A 16,651-nucleotide genomic window follows, 5' to 3' on the forward strand; every position below is an offset into this window, starting at 1 on the left:
ATGAACGTCACGGCGTGAGTGACCAGCCGATCCCGGCGCCCGTCGGGGTGCCGAACGTGCCTCGGCCGTAGCGAACCGTTCCGGCCAGGCCCAGGCCCGCGCTGCCCGAGTCGATCTGGAAGACCATGCCGTTGCCGTCGCTCTCGCCCGGCGCTCCGATCGCGAGGTCCGCGCGGCCCCAGCCCGACAGGTCGGCCAGCTGCACCGACGTGCCGAACGCGTCGCCGCTCTCCGAGGAGTCCGGCACCCCGGAGGTGTCCTGGTGGAGGGAGCGCGCGCCGGAGCCGGTGAGGCCGGAGCGGGAGCCGTTGAGCAGCAGCGTCGTGCCCGCGTTGGAGCGCGTGACGTCGGCGCGGGTCAGGTCCTCGCGGGGGACGCCGACCAGCACGTCCGCGTCGCCGTCGAGGTCGTGGTCGCCGACGGAGACGGACATGCCCATGGCGTCGCCGGACTCGTTGGCTCCGGGGACGCCGCTGGTGCCCTGGTGGACGACGACGAGGCCGGTGCCGGTCAGGCCGCTGGCCGAGCCGTGCACCACGGTCACCTGGCCGGCCGCGTTCCCGCCCGACTCCGAGCGCCAGGGCTGCCCGAGGACGAGGTCGGGGTAGCCGTCGGCGTCGGTGTCGCCGGAGGCCACCGAGCGGCCGCCGCGCGACGCGAGCAGCTTCCCGTAGGACAGGCCCGAGTCCGAGCCGTGGAACGTGGCCACGCGCGCGACGCCGTCGGTGTTCCTCATCGTCAGGGCCACGTCGGCGTGGCCGTCGCGGTCGAAGTCGGCGCTGGTGGCGTCGGGGAACGCGATGGCGCCGCCGACGCTGGCGCCGGTCCTGAGCGTGCCGCCGTAGGAGGTGCCGTTGGCCACGTCGAAGACCCACCAGCGGGAGGGACCCTTGCGGGAGACGGTGAAGACGTCGGCCGTGCCGTCGCTGGTGACGTCGGCGACGGCGACGGCGGAGCCGAAGCGGGCGCCGGCCGCGCGCTGCTCGGTCGGCGGCTTCAGCCAGGCGCTGCTGTCGAGGTCCGGGCCGTACACGACGGTCACGGCGCCGGCGTCGGCGAAGCCGGGCAGGTTCTCGCCCGGGGCGCCGACGACCAGGTCGGCGTGACCGTCGCCGTTCACGTCGCCGTAGGCGGTGGCCTCGCCCCAACGGTCCCCGGCCTGCGCGAGGCTGGCGACGCCCGGGCTGGACTGGGTCAGCGTGACGCGGCTGTCGGCGACAGGGCCGTCCACGCCGCCGGCCAGCACGTGGACGGCGCCGGAGTTCGCGTTGCCGCCGACGGCCTGCGCCGGGGTGGCGGTCACCAGGTCGGTGAGGCCGTCGCCGTCGACGTCGCTCGTCGCGGGCGCGGCGGAGGCGGCGGGGCTGGCCGCGAAGCGGCGGATCTCGCCGAGCCGGTCGTAGAGCGCGTCGCCGGGGCACTCGGTGGCGTAGCCGTCGCGGTGGCCGGAGACGGTGCGGAGGGTGGCCCGGTCGCCCTCGTTCCACACGCCGGTGTCGCCGGCGGCCGTCAACGTGACCTGGCCGGTCGGGTCGACGCCGTACTGGCCGAGCTTCCAGCCCGCGACGCGGGCGACGGCGTCGGTGATGCGGGAGGTGGGCACGCCGTCGGGCTCGGCGAAGTTGCCGAGGACGGCGACGCCGGTGGAGTAGCCGTTGAAGCCGTAGGTGTGGGCGCCCATCACGGGCTGGTCGACGCCGCCGGCGCGGCCCTCGTAGATCGTGCCGCACTTGTCGACGAGGAGGTTGTAGCCGATGTCGTTCCAGCCCAGGGACTCCACGTGGTACGCCATGATCGACCGGATGACGGCCGGGGAGTCGGCGCAGCTGTAGGCGTTGGTCTCGGCGGTGTGGTGCACGAAGACCGCGTCGAGCCGGTCCAGGTACTGCGGCGGGTCGGCGACGAGCGACTCGTCGGCGCCCCAGCCGGCGCGCGGGACGATCGTCGGCTGCCGCACCGTCGACTCCGGCGCCGGACCCGGCGCCTCGGCCGACTCGGTCGCCTCGGTCGCCTCGGTCTCCTCGGTCGACTCCAGGAGTTCGGCCGTCCCGGCCGGATCCGTCCCCGGGTCCACCAGGTCCAGCCGCAGCCCGTCCGGCAACCCCGACACCGTGCCGTCCTCGGCGACCACGCGCGCCTCGACACCGTCCGACAGCCCGACCCACCGCGGCGCCGTCCCGCCCCGCGCCCCGGCCTCCGCGCCCTCCGCGGTCTCCGGCGCCTCAAGGTCCGTCTCCAGCGGCTGCCACGCCGACCACTCGCCCGTCTCGACGCTGCGGGTCCGCACCTCCGCGCGCCCGTCCAGCGGCGCGGCGGCGCGCGGCCACGAGATGCCGAGGCTGCTGAACAGCTCCGTCCCCCGCCGCTCCACGCCCCGCGTGCCCCGCCCCAGCTCCGTCAGCCGAACCGACCGCACCTCCGGGTCCCGCGCCACCGCGGCCCGCTCGGACCCCTGCCCCGGCGCCGACCCCCCGTCAGGCGAGGCCACGGCCACGGCCACCACCCCACCGGCCGCGAGCACCACGGCCCCGATCCCGGCGGCCACCACCCGCACCCGTCTCCGGGGACGCAGACGACGCGATCTCACACGCTTTCTCCTTCATTCCCACGACATGACCACACTGGCGCCACGCAAAGCCCGCACGCTACCACCGGGCTCGGACACGAACGAACAGCGGTCACGTCCCTCCCCCCACCGGACACTCCCATCGGACACCCCCGCCCCCTGGCCCACGCCTCCAGACGGGCGGCCCGGAGGAGGGGGAGACTGGAGGGGCAGGGGGGAAGAACAGAGTGGGGGACGGACGGGGCTGCCGGGGCGAGGGGAGCGCGGATGCGGCGACAGGGGCAGGGACAGGCGCAGGGACGGGAACGGGGAGAGGGCCGCGCACGGGAGGCGGCGGTGAGGGGACCGGTGAGGGGATACGGCGAGGAGCCGGGGTTCGGCGGCGTGCTGCGGGTGCGGACGGCCGAGCTCGTGGGGCGGGAGAGCGAGTTAGGCGTCCTGACGGCGGCGCTGCGGGAGGCGCGCGAGGGGCGGGGGACGGCCGTCTTCGTGACCGGGGAGCCGGGGATCGGCAAGACCCGGCTGGCCGCGCAGGCCCTGGACACGGCACGGAGCCTGGACATGGCCGTGCTCAGGGGCCGGTGCGCCACCACCGGGCCCGCCGTGCCCTACCGGCCGCTGGCCGAGGCGCTGCTGACGCTGACCCGGGCCGGCGAGGCGCCCCCCGCCGAGGTGCTGGGCCCGTACCTGCCGGTGCTGGGGCGCCTGGTGCCGGAGTGGTCGACGGGCGCGGACTGCGACCAGTCGCCGATCGTGCTCGCCGAGGCCGTGCTGCGGCTGGCCGCCGCGCGGGGCCGTCGGCACGGCTGCCTCCACGGCTGCCTGCTGTTCGTCGACGACCTGCACGACGCGGACCCCGAGACGCTCGCCGTCGTGGAGTACCTCGCGGCCAACGTCGCCGCCCAGCCCGTCGTCGTGGTCGCGACCGTCCGCTCCACGCCGTCCGCCGCGTTCGAGCTGGCCAACGCCGTCGCCCAGCGGCGCGAGGGCGCCCTCCTCCCGCTGGAGCGGCTGAACGAGGCGGACGTCCACGAGCTGGCCGCCTCCAGCCTGGGCTGCCCGCCCGCCGCGTTGCCCCGTGCCGTCTCGGCCGAGCTCTACGGCGACAGCGGCGGCATCCCGTTCGTCGCCGAGGAGCTGATCCGCGGGATGCTCGCGGCCGGCCGGCTCGCGCGGGCTGCGGACGGCGGCTGGGAGCTGCGCGGCACCAAGCGGCCGGGGGTGCCGGTCACGCTCGTGAGGGTCGTCGAGGAGCGGGCGGCGCGGCTCGGGCGCCGGGGCGCGCGGGCGCTGGCCGTCGCGGCGGTCCTCGGGCGGTCCTTCCCGCTGTCGGTGCTGCGGCACTGCCTGCGGTTCGACGACCGCGACGACCGCGACGGCGTCGTCGGCCCCGACGGTGCCAGCGGCGGCCGAGGCCGGGGCCGGGGCGTGGACGACGCGGCGCTGACGGAGTGCGTGCGCGCCGCCGTCGCCGAGGGGCTGCTCCAGCCCGACGAGGAGCACGGCCCCGACTGGTACGCGTTCGCGCACCCGCTGGCCGAGGAGGCGCTGCTGGAGCTGCTGAGCCCGGCCGACCGCGCCGCCCTGTCGGCGCGGGCCGCCGACGCGGTGGCCGAGCTGTACCCGGGGCTGCCCGGCAGCTGGTGCCTGCTCGCGGCCCGGCTGCGACGGCACGCCGGCGAGCAACAGGCCGCCGCCGAGCACTATCTGGAGGTCGCGCGCAGGGCGCTGGCGGGCAGCGGCCCCGGCACGGCGATCACCGTGCTCGACGAGGCGCAGCGCATGCTCGGCGACGGCGACTCCCCCTACGGCCCCGTGCGGGGCCGCGTGCACCGGGAGCTGCTGGAGACGCTGCTGCTGGCCCTCGCCGACAGCGGCGGCTTCGACCGGGCGGCCGAGGTCGCCGACCGGCTGCGCAGGGCCGACCTCGGCGGCGGTGGCGGTGGCGGTGGCGGGACGACGGAGATCGCGGGCCGGGTCGCGCTGCACGTCCGGCTGGCGTGGGCGGCCGAGGTCGCGGGCCGGTACGAGGAGGGTCTGGCGCAGGTCGCCGAGGCCAGGGCGCTGCTGCCGGCGGGCGCCGCCGCGCGCGACACCGCCGGCATCGACGCGGTCGAGGCGTTCCTGACCGTCTCGGGCACCACCCGGGGGCGCACGGCGCTCAGCGAGCGGCTGGCGCGCCGCGCGATCGACGGCGCGGGGCAGCGCGACGACCCGGCGTTGGCCTGCCAGTCCTGGTACGCGGTGGGCTTCGCCACCCGGGGCCGTTCCCTCGCCGAGTCCGACCGCTGCTTCCGCCAGACGCTGCGCCTCGCCTCCGAGCACGAGCTGGTGACCTGGCGCATCCACGGCCTCATCGGCCTGGGCGGCAACGAGTGGCTCGCCGAGGCGGCCACCGAGTCGTTCACCTACGCGCGGCACGAGGCGCTGCGCACCGGCTGCGTCAGCCTGGCCCACCACGTGGGGTCCTTCCTCGCGCTCGACGCCGCGATGCGCTCGGACTTCGCGGCGGCGACGGCGCTGGTGGACGGCTCGCTCGACGAGACGCGGCGGCTGAAGCTGTATCCGGTGACGCGGTACCTGCTGATGGTGCGGGGCGTCGTCGCCGCCCACCAGGCGCGGCGGGGCGAGCTGCGGGCGGTGCTGGCCGAGTTCCGTGCCTGTGGCGGGGAGCGGTCCATGGTGGCGCCGCTCATGCGGGGGCTCGGGGAGCTGTTCTGCGCGCTGCTGGAGGAGGAGCGGGAACAGGCCAGGGAGGTGGCCGCCTCGCTGGCGGCGATGGTGCGGGCCGACGAGGAGAACTTCTTCCACCTGACCGGCTCGCACGGCCTGATGGTGCTGCTCGACGTGCTCGACGACCACGACCACGACCACGACGCCGACGCCGACGCCGAGGCCGACGGGAGCGGGGGCGGGGGCGCGGCGTGGGAGCGGACCGGGGTGGGGCAGGCCGGCCGGCTGCGCTGGAACCGGCAGTTCGTCGACCTGGCGCGCGCCGTGGTCGCCGGCAGGCGGGGCCGCCGGGCCGAGGCGGAGGCCGCGGTGGCGGCGGCGGTGGCGAGCGCCGAGCCGTTCCCGACGGCCCGGCACCTGGGGCTGCGGCTGGTCGCGGACGCGGCGCTCGCCGACGGGTGGGGCGAGCCGCGGCGCTGGCTGTCGGAGGCCGAGGAGTACTTCCACCGGGCCGGGGTCGTCGCGGTGGCGGGCGCGTGCCGGTCCCGGCTGCGGGGCCTCGGCGTCGTGGTGCGGCAGCGCCGCGCGGGCACCGACCGCATCCCCGAGGCGCTGCGGGCCATGGGCGTCACGGCGCGCGAGTACGACGTCTTCCGGCTGCTCGTCGAACGCCTCGGCAACAAGGCGCTCGCCGCGCGCCTGCACCTGTCGGCCCGCACCGTCGAGAAGCACGTGGCGAGCCTGATGCGGAAGACAGGCATCGGAGAGCGGGCGAAGCTGTGTGACTTCGCCGCCGACTTCCTGGGCGCGGGGGCGGGCGGGCCGCCCGCGGAGGCGGGCGGCCCGTGAGACGACGACGCGCGGTGGTGTGGGGCGCGCCGGTCAGCCCATGGTGATGCTGACGCTGGTCGTTCCCGGTTCGAGGCCGGCGATGACGGCGGCCCCCACGGTCATGCCGGTGAGGATCGCCATCCGCGTTCTCGCCCGCCACACGGCCGTCGGCGACGATGACGACGCCTGCGACGGATCGGGCCGTTCGTCGTCGTCGGACGCGTCCAGGGGTTTCGGTGAGCCGGATGACGCGGAGGGTCGGCACGACCCGGACGGTCCGGTCACCGGCTCGTCGTTGTTCAGCCTGTCGCTTTCCACGCTGTTCACGCTCCTTCTTCCTCTGGCGCCGGGCCCTTGGACCCGGCGGGCCTCGTCGGCGCTCCGTCCGCTGTCGGGCGCAGCTGGAGCACCGAGGGGATTCGGGGGCCGAGGGCCAGCCGCAGCAGCCCGTGGCCCACGCCGGCGAGGCCGGTCAGCAGGCCGGGCGTGGGCACCGCGTCGGGTGTGCCGCACCGGGGGCCGTGTCGTTCGACGTGCCGCAGCAGCCGGGTGACGGCCGGGTGCGGGGGCGGGCTCGCGGTCGCGTGCGCCTGAACCAGGGGTTCGAGGGCGCCGAGTTCGCCGTGGCACAACGAGTGGTCGGGCGCGGCGGGCCGGCCGGGCCGGTCCGGGTGGTGGAGGTGGCGGTCGAGGTGGCGCAGGTCGCGGTCGCGGTCGCGTTCCGGGCCGGCGAGGGCCGTGCCGGCGAGGCCGGAGCACCAGCCCAGCGCGCTCGGCTCGGGGCTGGGGCCGGGGCCGGGGCCGTCGGGCAGCGACGCCGCCGGGGCGACGGCACCGGCGCGGTCGAGCGCGAGCGCGACGCCGGCCCGCCCCCACAGGAAGCCGGGCTCGGGCGGCGGCGCGGTCCGGGAGAGGCGCTCGGCGAGCGCGCGGCGCAGCGTGGCCGCCTCGGGGAGTCCCGTCTCGGCGTGCACGGCGTCGGCGGCGAGCAGCGCGCCCGCGAGTCCGTCGGCGACGTCGACCTGTTCGCTGGCGGCGGCGGCCTCGGCGAGCGCGGTCAGCGCCTCGGGCACCGCGGCGGCGAGTTCGGGGCTGTCGAGCAGGCCAGCGAGGCGGGCGGCGGCGTAGGCGATGCCGCCCAGGCCGTGGAAGCCGCCGGGGCCGACCGCCGTGGCGAGCACCGGGTGGGAGGCGAGCAGGCGCACCGTGCCCGGCAGGGGGTGGACGACGGCGTGGGCCGCCGCCTCCAGGTAGCGGGCCTGGCCGGTGGCGTGGCCGAGTTCGGCGAGGAAGAGGGCCGTCCCCGGGTAGCCGTCGGCGAGGGCCGCGCTCTGCGCGTGGACGTACCAGTGGCTCTCGGCGAGCACGTGGAGGCCCAGCCAGTTGACGCGGTCGTGGTCGTCGACGCGGTCGCGGTGGGCGAGGGTGAGTAGTTCGTCCCCCACGGCGGCGGCGAGGGCGAGCGGGTCGGGGCACGCCCCGACACCGGGCACGGCGGGCGCGGCGTTGACGGCGGGCGCGGCGTTGACGGCGGGCGCGGGGGTGAGGACAGGCACGGGGGGTGCGGGCGCGTGGTGGTCCGGGAGGGGCCGGAGGGTGGCGAGGCAGGCGCGCAGCAGCCAGTCCTGGTGGCGCAGGTCCGACGCGCCCATGCGGCGGAGCTTGGCGCGGACCGCCGCGAGCCCCGCGCGCGGCAGCAGCCCGTCGACGAGCCGGCCACGGGAGGTGCGCACCGCCCGCGAGGCGGGGGTGGTGGTGAAGAGGGGAAGGTCGCCGTGGAGGAGGTCGCCCAGCTCGTGCGGGGCCAGGGCCTCGAGGGCGGCGCGGCCGGTGTCCTGAAGCAGCTCGGCGAACGCCTCGCGCCGGGCCGCGAGGTCGCGCAGCGCCTCGGGTCGGGTGGCCTCGGCCAGCAGCCGCGCGTAGTCGTGGCTCGGCCGCACGACCAGGCGCACCCGCTCGTCGGCGAAACGGCTCAACGGGCCTTCGGACGCGGCGAGTTCCTCGGCGTGGGCGGCCAGGACGCGGTAGGCGGCGCGGAAGCCGCGCCGCAGGGCCGGCACGTGGTCGAGCGGGTCGACGGGGGCGGCGCCGTCGTCGAGCAGGGTGGGCTGGTTGCTTCCGCCAGGCCACGGCAGGCGGCGCCGTCGCAGCCGCATCTGGTCGGTGCCGGGCCGCTCCCAGGCGGGCAGCTCGTCCGGCGAGAGCTGCCCCGCGCGGCCCCCGACGGCCGAGCAGTCCACGACACCGTGCTCGCCGAGCAGCACCTGCGGCAGCACGAACGTGCGGTGCGCGGAGGCGGCGAGCGCCGCCGCGGCCGGGTCGGGGCCGCCGTCGGTGTCGGCCTCGAGGAACGGGTGGAAGAGCGTCTCCACGTCCACGACGACGGGCTGGTCGCCGGCCGCGACGACGTTCTCGGCGTGGATGTCGACGGCGTCCACCGCGTACAGCAGGGCGAGTTGGGCGCCGGTGCGGGCGTAGAACGCCTCGACCTCGGCGGCCGAGGCGCACGGCGCGGGCGTCACGTACTCCGCCCAGCCGTGGTCCCCGCGCGGCAGGAGGCGCACGGCGCGCGGCGCGAGCTCCGGCTCGTGGCCCGCGAACCAGCCCAGCAGCTCGTTCCAGCGGGCGTGGAGGCCGAGCGGCCTCGGCTTGTACACCAACCGCCGCCCGTCGCGGAACTCCAGCAGCGCGACGGTCCTGGCCCCGCCGTGCGGGTCGCCGAGGCCGAAGCGGGCGCGGGCCAGCGGGCCGGGGTCGGTCCCGTCGCACAGCGTGGCGGCGAGCGCGGGCCGGTCGGCGCGCAGCCGGCGGCGGAGTTCGACGGCGGCGGCCACCACGTCGAGGCAGCGCCGCGCCAGCAGGCGGGCGAGGACGGGGTGGTGGTGCAGCAGGGCGCGGAGGGCGGGGCGGGCGGCGAGGGAGCGCATGGCGTCGTCGAACCGCTCGTGGGGGTCCGCGCCGCGCAGCCTCCCGGCGCGGCGGGCCGTCCCCAGCCAGGCGACGAGCGTGCGGCCCGCGAGGGCGGTCAGCTCGGCGGCGAGCCAGGCCCGCGCGCCCGCCCACACGGCCCTGGCGTCCGCGTCCGCGTCCGCCTCCGCCTCCGTGCCCTCGCCCTCGCGTTGGCCCTCGCGTTCGCGTTCGGCGGGGAGGGCGGCGAAGAAACGTTCATCCGCGACGGTCAGCAGCGGCCACAGCGGATGCAGCAGCCGGCCGGCGGGCCCACTGCCCGGCACCGACCGCACCGGCTCACCCGGCGCTTGCCGCTGGGCGGGCGCCCGGTCCAGCGCCCGCTCCACGAACCGCACCCATGGCGGCGTCTCCCCCGCACCCACCGCGTCCCACCCGGCGGCGGCCCCGTCGTGCACCTCCTCGTCGGCCTCGTGGTCCGACAGGGCGGGCAGCCACCACCGTTCGGGAGCGCCGGCCGACGGCGCGGCCACCGGCGCACCGGACGGCGGCGTGCCGAACGGCGGCGTGGAGGACGACGGAACGGCCGTGACTGGGTACATGTGACGACTCTTCCAGCAGCCGCCACCCGGGGTCATGGGTAGAAACCCCCCGGATTTCTCCGCCCGCGCCCCGCCGGGGACCTGTCAAGGAAATGCGGGGGCCCGGCCCCCATGTGCGCGACGCGCGTAGGTGGGACGGTCCTTCCATGAGACCTGTGGTCACTGCAATCACCACCTTCGGCGAGCTGTCGGTGCGGTGCGGTGGCCGGGAGCCGGTGGACCTCGGCGGCCCGAAGCCGCGGCTGGTGCTCGCGCTGCTGCTGAGCCGGGCCAACGGCGTCTTCCCGACCGACGGCCTGATCGACGCGGTGTGGGCGGGCCGTCCCCCACGCACCGCCCGCAAGAACCTCCAGGTCCACGTCTGCCGCCTGCGGCGGGTGCTCGGCGAGCGCCTCGTCCACACCCAGGGCGGCTACCGGCTGCGGCTCGGGGCCCGGGAGTGCGACCTCGTCAGGTTCGAGGAGCTGGTGCGCGAGGGGCGGCGGCTGGCGCGCGAGGGCCGGGCGGACGCGGCTCGCGCGCTCCTGGACGAGGCCGTTGCGCTGTGGCGGGGTCGGCCGTTGGCCGAGTTCGGGCGGCTGCCGTGCCTGACCGAGGCCGTGGACCGGCTGGAGGAGGTCTTCCTCGGCGCGCTGGAGGAGTGGGCGGAGCTGGAGCAGGCGCGCGGCGGCCACCGCCTCGTCCGTGACCGGCTCCAGGACCACGCCGTGGCGCACCCGCTGCGGGAACGGCTGGCGGCGGCGTGGATGCGGTCGCTGGTCGCGGGTGGCGGGAACGGGGAGGCGATGGCGCACTTCGAGACGGTCAGGCTCGCCCTGGCGCGGGAACTCGGCGTGGCGCCGGGGCCCGTGCTGACCTCGCTGTGGCGGGGCCTGCTCCACCCGGGGGGCGAGCCGCGGGAGGAGCGACGCGGCGACGGCGACGGCGACGGCGGTCGTGGCGGTCCCGGAGCCCGCCTCGGCGGGAGCCACCCGGATGGGCACGGGACCGGGAGCGGGACCGAGACCGGGGCTGAGAGCGCGAGTGGGAGGGCGGGCGCGGGCCAGGGCGGGAGCGCGGGCGGGAACGGCGGAGGCGCCGGCAACCAACTGCCGCGCGACCTGCCCGACTTCGTCGGCCGGACGGCCGAGGTCCACCACGCCCTCAGCCACCTGGGCGCGGGCGGCACCCCGGCCGCCGGCCCCACCGACCGGGCCGCGCGCGGCGGCGTGCTGGTGGTCTCCGGCGCCGTCGGCGTCGGGAAGACGGCCTTCGCCGTGCACGTCGCCCACCTGCTCGCTGACGCCCACCCCGACGGGCTGCTCCTGGCCGAGCTCGGCAACCGCCCGCTCGGCACCGTGCTGCGCGGCCTGCTCGACGCCGTCGGCCTGCCCGCCGAGCGCAACGTCGCCCGCTCGCTGGCCCGGTGGCGGTCCTGGGTCGCGGGGCGGCGGCTGCTGCTGGTCCTCGACGACGCCGTGTCGGCGTCCGTCGCCGAGGCCCTGCTGCCGGGCTGTGGCCGCAGCTCCGCCCTGGTGACCAGCCGCTACCGGCTCAGCGGCCTCACGGGCGTCGCGCGCGTGCAGCTGCCGCCGCTCGGCGAGGAGGAGGGCACGGAACTGCTGGGCCGCGTCATCGGCCTCGGCCGGCTGCTGGCCGACCCGCCGGCCGTGGCCCGCATCGTGCGGCACTGCGACGGCCTGCCGTTGGCGCTCCGGATCGCCGGCGCGAAGCTCGACGCGCTGCGGCACCTGCGGCCGGCCGAGTACGCCGACCGGCTGCGGGACGCGCCCTCGCTGCTCGACGAGATGGCGGCCGGCGAACTCGTGCTGCGCGAGCGCTACGAGGCGTTCTGGCGCGACCTGCCCGCCGCGCAGCGCGCCGCCTACCGACGGCTGGCCGCCGCGACGCCGCCGCTGCGCTACGAGCAGGTGGCGGCCGACGCGGAGGAACTGCTGGAGTGCAGCCTGCTGACGCCGCCGGCCGGGGAGGTCAGCGCGCACCTGGCCACGTACGGGATGTCCGCCTTCGCCCGCGAGTTCGCGCGCGAGTCGGCGTCCGCGGGCGGGGCGTCGGACGGCTCCCCGCGGGTTCGCGGGGGCGTGGCCGCGCTCTCTCCCGCGCACGGGTCCACCCACGAGCCGACGGGCGGGGCCGGCGAGGCCGTCGCGCGGGGCCGCGAGCGGCGGGACGCCGGCCACCGCGCGTTCACCGTGACCTGACCCGCAGGAAGTCGCGCATCGCCCCGACCAGCCGTTCCTCCACCTCCTCGGCCCGCTCCTCCCCCGACCGCGTGCCGCCCGTGTCGCCCGCGTCGGTCCGCGCGACGCGCAGCGCGAGCGCGGCCTGGTGGGCGAAGAGGGACAGCAGGTCCAGGTCGGCCAGGTCGGACCGCGACTGCGGCACCGGGTCCAGCACCTCCAGCACGCCGAGGACCCGCCCCTCCGACAGCAGGGGCGCCGCCATCAGGGCGCTGGGCACGTAGCGGGTGGACTCCGCGAGGTCGCGGGCGAACGTCGGGATGTTCGACAGCTCGTCCGCGATCATCGCCTGTCCCGAGGACGCGACCCAGCCGGCGATGCCACGGTCGGCGGGAAAGCGGGTGCCGACGAGGAAGTCCTCTCCCTCGCCCGCGACGGCCTGGAAGACGAGCTCCCGGCGCGCCTCGTCGAGCAGGAACACGGAGCTGGCGGCGGCGCCGAAGATGGCCCGCGCCACCGCGACCACGGACTGGAGCAGGGCGCGGACGTCGTCGGACGCGACGGGTGCGTCGGGCACGGTCGACACGGTGGCCTCATTTCTCGCGGCGGGACACGGGGGGCGTGGGGGACGGGTGCTCCTCCGGGGCGTGGACGTTGGCCGCCGAGAGGTAGAGGACGGTCTTGAGCTGGAAGGGCGTCAGCCCCGGGTGCTTGGCGAGGACCTGCGCGCACCGCCCCGCGATCCGGGGGGTGGCGAAGCTGTTGCCCGTGGTGCGGGTGACGCAGCGGCCCGCCCAGGCGACCCGCACGTCCTGCCCCTTGGCGAAGAACTCCACCGGCGGCTCGGGGTTGTACAGGTGCAGCTCGGGATCGTCCTCCTGGTGGCTGCCGACCGACACCACCGAGCAGAACCGCCACGGGAAGCTCTCCACGGGCATGTTGTGGGCGGAGGCGACGAGGACCAGGCCGCGGAAGTACGCCTCGTCGGCGAGTTCGTGGAGTTCCCGCACGAAGCGGCCGTGGGTGGTGGAGAGGCTGAGGTTGATCACCTCGAAGCCCTGCTCGACGGCCCAGCGCAGGCCGGCGAGCAGGAACGCGCCGCTGCCGGAGAAGTTCTCGCCGAGGACGCGGACGCTGTGGACCTCGCAGTCGGGCGCCACCTCCCGGACGATGCCGGCGCAGGCCGTGCCGTGGCCGCACAGGTCGCCGGTGTCGGTCTCGACGACCCTCGGCCGGCCGTCGTCGCCGTCGACGACCAGGTGGGAGGAGGCGACGGGCCCGACCATGGGGTGGTCGCGCTCCACGCCGCTGTCCACGACGCACACCCGCACGCCCCGGCCCGTCGAGCCGCCCCAGGCCCACTCGGGGGTGACGCGTTGGAGGCCGGTGGCGGGCACGGTGATCTCGTCGGGCCGCCGTTCGCGCAGCCCCCAGCTCAACGTGCCGGGTCGTCGCGGTGCCGGAGGCGGCGGGGTGGCGGCGGCGGGTGGGGCCGAGGGCTGGTGGGTGGTCACCTGGCGCCCCCGTCCGTCGCGGCGGAGGTGGGCGCGGGTCTCGGGCGGGGCCTCCTCGTGCGCCGCGTCGGGTGGTCCGCCGCCCGTTCCGACGCGCGCTCCGACGCGCGCTCCGACGCCTGGGCCGCCACCTGGCGGGCGGTGGCACGGCCCACGGTGTGCCCCTTCGCCCCGAACACGCGGGCCGCGTCCGTCGCCGCGCTCCGCGCCGCGGCGGCGAGCCCGGCCGCGAGCTGCACCCGGGCGAGGTCGAGCCGGGCCGTGGCCCGGCTGATCGGCGAGTCCGTGCCGTCCGCCTCCCGCACGGCCTGGCGTGCCAACGCGAGGGCGACGGCGCGCGCCCCGGCGGCGGAGGCGGCGAGGGCCCGCACCCCGTGGTCGTCGGCCGCGTCGGCCGGGCCCAGCACGACGGCGGCGGAGACATGGTCGGAGGAGACGTCGGCCCTGGCGTCGGCCCTGGCGTCGGCGTCGGCGCGGGCGAGGTCGGGGAGGAGGCCGGGCTCGGGTGACGTGCCGCGCGTGAGGTGGAGCCGTGCCAGGTCGCGGGAGGCGGTGGCCAGCAGGGCCGGGGCGCGGGCGGCGCGGCACCGTTCCACGGCCTGGCGCAGCAACGGCTCCGCCCGCTCCGGCCGCCCGGCGAGCGTCTCCACACCGGCCGCGAACAGCGGGGCGAACCCCGCCGCCTCCGCGTAGCCGAGCCCGGCGGCGAGCCGGTCGGCCGTCGCCAGGCAGGCGCGCGCCTCGTCGAAACGGCCCTGGAGGGCGAGCAGGTTCGCGAGCGGATAGGTGAGCGTGACGGTCGCGACGGCGGTGTCCCGGCCGTGCGCGGCCAGCAGGGAGCGGCACCGCGCCACGGCCTCGACCGCCGGTGTCGGCCCGTGCCACAGCGAGACGCCGAGCGCGCCGAGCGCGATGGCCCGTTCCGGCGCGGCCCCGGCGGCGACCGCGTGGTCGAGCGCGGCGACCAGCAGGTGCCCGGCGACGCGGTGCCGGCCGGCGAGTTGCAGTTCCTGTCCGAGCCGCACGCAGGCCCTGGCCTGCCCGAGGCGGTCACCGGCCACCCGGAAGACGGGCAGGCCGGCGCGGGCGGCCTCGGCCGCCGTGCCGTGGCCGCCCTCGGGGTCGAGCGCGGCGAGTTGGAGCCTGGCGTGGGCGTGGGCGAGGCGGTCACCGGCGGCGGCCGACACGTCGAGGACCTGGCGGAGCAGGGCGCCGCCCTCCTCGGCTCGGCCGAGGGCGAGCCAGGTCTCGCCGAGGCCCTGCGCGGCCCTCGTCCACCACGGGTCGCCGTGGCCGGAGTGGTGGAGGGCGCGGGCGTGCAGGTCCGCCGACCAGGACAGGTCGGCGCGGGCCAGGGCGTGGCGGCCGGCGTCGGCGAGCGCCCGTGCGGCGCGGGAGCGCAGCTCCTCGGCGCGCTGGCCGCGCTGGCCGAGGTCCCGGAGGTGGAGGTAGGCCTGCTCGGTGTGGTGGGCGGCCAGGCCGTGGCCCGCGTCGGGCCGGGTGGCGAGCTGTTCGTGCCAGGCGGCGCGGCGCCGCTTGCTCAGGCCCTGGTAGGCGACGTCCCGCAGCAGTCCGGTGCGGAACTGGTGGTGGGGAAGGTGGCGGTGGCGGGGAGGGTGGGCGGCGGGCGGGGCGGTGGGGCGCGTCACGGCAGGGTCCGTCACCGGCCTGGGCTCGACGAGGCCGCGCCGGGTCAGGCCGCGCAGCGCGTCGTCGACGGCGTGCTCGTGGGGCGTGCCGGCCAGCAGGCCCCGGACGTCGGCGGCGGTGAACCGGCGGCCGACGACCGACGCCGCGTCGAGGACCGCCCGTTCGGCCTCCCCCAGCGCGTCGATGCGGGCGGCGAGCACGGCCGTGACGGTCACGGGGAGGTCGTCGGGGTTGGCGGGGTCGGCGCCGTCGGCCGCCCAGGCGAGGAGCTGTTCGAGGTGGAGCGGGTTGCCCTCGGCGCGCCGCACGGCCGCCTCCCTGACCTCTCGCGGCGGCCGGTCGGGCAGGTGCTCGGCCAGTCGGCGGGCCGCCTCCCGCGAGAGCGGGCGCAGGACGAGGGCGTCGTCGGCGGCGGGGCCGCCGGGGCCGCCGGGGGCGCCGGCCGGGCCGGCGCCGCCCTCGGGCGGGCGGCCCGAGCAGAGCAGCAGCACCGGCCGGTCGGCGAGCGACGCGCGGAGCGCGGCCAGGCCGTCGAGGAGCGCCGGCCTCGCCCGTTGCACGTCGTCGAGGACCAACGCCACCGGCCCGCCGCCCGCCAGCCCGGCCAGCACCGTGGTCACGGCGGCCCACGTCGCCTCGACGGAGGGGCTCGGCGTCCCGTCGGCGAGCAGCCCGGAGCGCAGCACCTCGTGCGCGGCGTGCCACTCCTCCCACCCGTCGTCCCCGCGCGCCGCGTCGTCGGCGAGGGGCGTAGGTGCGGGCGTGGGAGCCGTGGCGCGTCGCAGCAGGCTCGCGAGGGCGTCGGCGAGCGGGGCGAGGCTCGCCTCGTCCTCGTCGCCGAAGCACCGGGCGACGCCCACGGCCGCGCCGCTCGCCGCGAGGTGCGCCAGCCACTCGCGCAGCAGCCGGGTCTTGCCGACGCCGGCCTCTCCCGTGAGGCGGAGCGCGCGGCTCGTGCCGGAGGCGCCCACCGCCTCCCACGCGGCGAGCAGCCACCCGAGTTCGTCGTCACGGCCCACGAGCGGGGCCTCCCGGCGGCCGTCCGCCGACCGGCCCCCCGGCCCGTTCCCCGGCCCGGTCCGGGGTGGGGCGGGCCGCGCGTCGGGCACGGTCCCCCTCGGCGCCAGCCCGACGAGGCGGAACGCCCGCACCGGGTCGCGTTTCCCCTTGAGGGTCAACGGGCCCACCGGCTCGACGCGGGCGGCCGAGCCCAGCAGCAGCCGCGTCGCGGGACCCACGAGGATCTGCCCGGCCGGCGCGGCCTGTTCCAGGCGGGCGGCGACGTTCACCACCTCGCCCGATACGAACGTGCCGTCCGTGGCCTCGCCCTCGGTGACGACCTCTCCGCTGTTCACCCCGATCCGCACCGCGAGGGTGCTGCCGACCTCCCGTTCCAGCTCGGCGTTGAGCCCTTCCAGCGCCTCGATCATGTCGAGCGCGGCGCCGGCCGCCCGCACCGCGTCGTCCTCCCGCACCCGTGGCACGCCGAAGACGGCCACCACCGCGTCACCGATGAACTTCTCCACGGTCCCGCCGCGCGCCTGGATGCTGGCGCGCATCGCGTCGAAGTAGCGCAGCACCACCGCGCGCAGCGTCTCGGGCTCCAGCACCCCCGACAGTTCGGTGGAGCCGACCAGGTCGCAGAAGAGCGCGGTGATCACCTTGCGTTGTTCCGGCACGGGACTTCTCCGTCTCTCCTCGCGTCTCCTGACCTGTCCTGGCTCGCGC

At 77.7% G+C, this 16,651-nt stretch carries 7 protein-coding genes; 2 read left to right on the top strand and 5 right to left on the bottom strand.

Features of this window, described 5'->3' with window-relative positions; genetic code table 11:
• Positions 1-7: 7 nt before the first annotated feature.
• The gene (locus ACTWP5_RS05515) at positions 8-2,587 is read right to left on the bottom strand and encodes an FG-GAP-like repeat-containing protein (RefSeq protein WP_443219584.1); all 2,580 of its coding nucleotides are present in this window, start codon (positions 2,585-2,587) and stop codon (positions 8-10) included.
• 315 nt (positions 2,588-2,902) lie between these two features.
• Between ACTWP5_RS05515 and ACTWP5_RS05520 the strand changes: the two genes are divergently transcribed.
• Entirely contained in the window at positions 2,903-6,088 is a 3,186-nt protein-coding gene (locus ACTWP5_RS05520) for a helix-turn-helix transcriptional regulator (protein WP_443219585.1), read from the top strand.
• Positions 6,089-6,393: 305 nt separating this feature from the next.
• Here the strand turns inward: ACTWP5_RS05520 and ACTWP5_RS05525 are convergent, their stop codons facing one another.
• On the bottom strand, positions 6,394-9,579 hold the full coding sequence (locus ACTWP5_RS05525) for a type 2 lanthipeptide synthetase LanM family protein (RefSeq protein ID WP_443219586.1): 3,186 nt from the start codon (positions 9,577-9,579) through the stop codon (positions 6,394-6,396).
• Positions 9,580-9,725: 146 nt separating this feature from the next.
• Here ACTWP5_RS05525 and ACTWP5_RS05530 point away from each other — a divergent pair, with 146 nt between their 5' ends.
• The gene (locus tag ACTWP5_RS05530; protein WP_443219587.1) at positions 9,726-11,780 is read left to right on the top strand and encodes a BTAD domain-containing putative transcriptional regulator; all 2,055 of its coding nucleotides are present in this window, start codon (positions 9,726-9,728) and stop codon (positions 11,778-11,780) included.
• Here ACTWP5_RS05530 and ACTWP5_RS05535 read toward each other — a convergent pair.
• From ACTWP5_RS05535 to ACTWP5_RS05545, 3 genes are read right to left on the bottom strand one after another with little or no spacing between them, the layout of a single operon-like run.
• Positions 11,767-12,336, bottom strand: a complete 570-nt coding sequence (locus ACTWP5_RS05535) for a GAF domain-containing protein (protein ID WP_443219588.1) — start codon at positions 12,334-12,336, stop codon at positions 11,767-11,769. The genes ACTWP5_RS05530 and ACTWP5_RS05535 overlap by 14 nt on opposite strands.
• A 16-nt stretch (positions 12,337-12,352) precedes the next feature.
• The gene (locus ACTWP5_RS05540; RefSeq protein WP_443219589.1) at positions 12,353-13,273 is read right to left on the bottom strand and encodes a S8 family peptidase; all 921 of its coding nucleotides are present in this window, start codon (positions 13,271-13,273) and stop codon (positions 12,353-12,355) included.
• Positions 13,270-16,602 carry an adenylate/guanylate cyclase domain-containing protein gene (locus ACTWP5_RS05545; RefSeq protein ID WP_443219590.1) on the bottom strand — a complete coding sequence of 1,111 codons (3,333 nt, stop codon included), beginning with the start codon at positions 16,600-16,602 and terminating at the stop codon, positions 13,270-13,272. The genes ACTWP5_RS05540 and ACTWP5_RS05545 overlap by 4 nt, the downstream gene beginning before the upstream one ends.
• Positions 16,603-16,651 lie beyond the last annotated feature (49 nt).

The sequence above is a fragment of the Streptomyces sp. 4N509B genome (assembly GCF_052245655.1).
Taxonomy (GTDB): Bacteria; Actinomycetota; Actinomycetes; order Streptomycetales; family Streptomycetaceae; genus Streptomyces.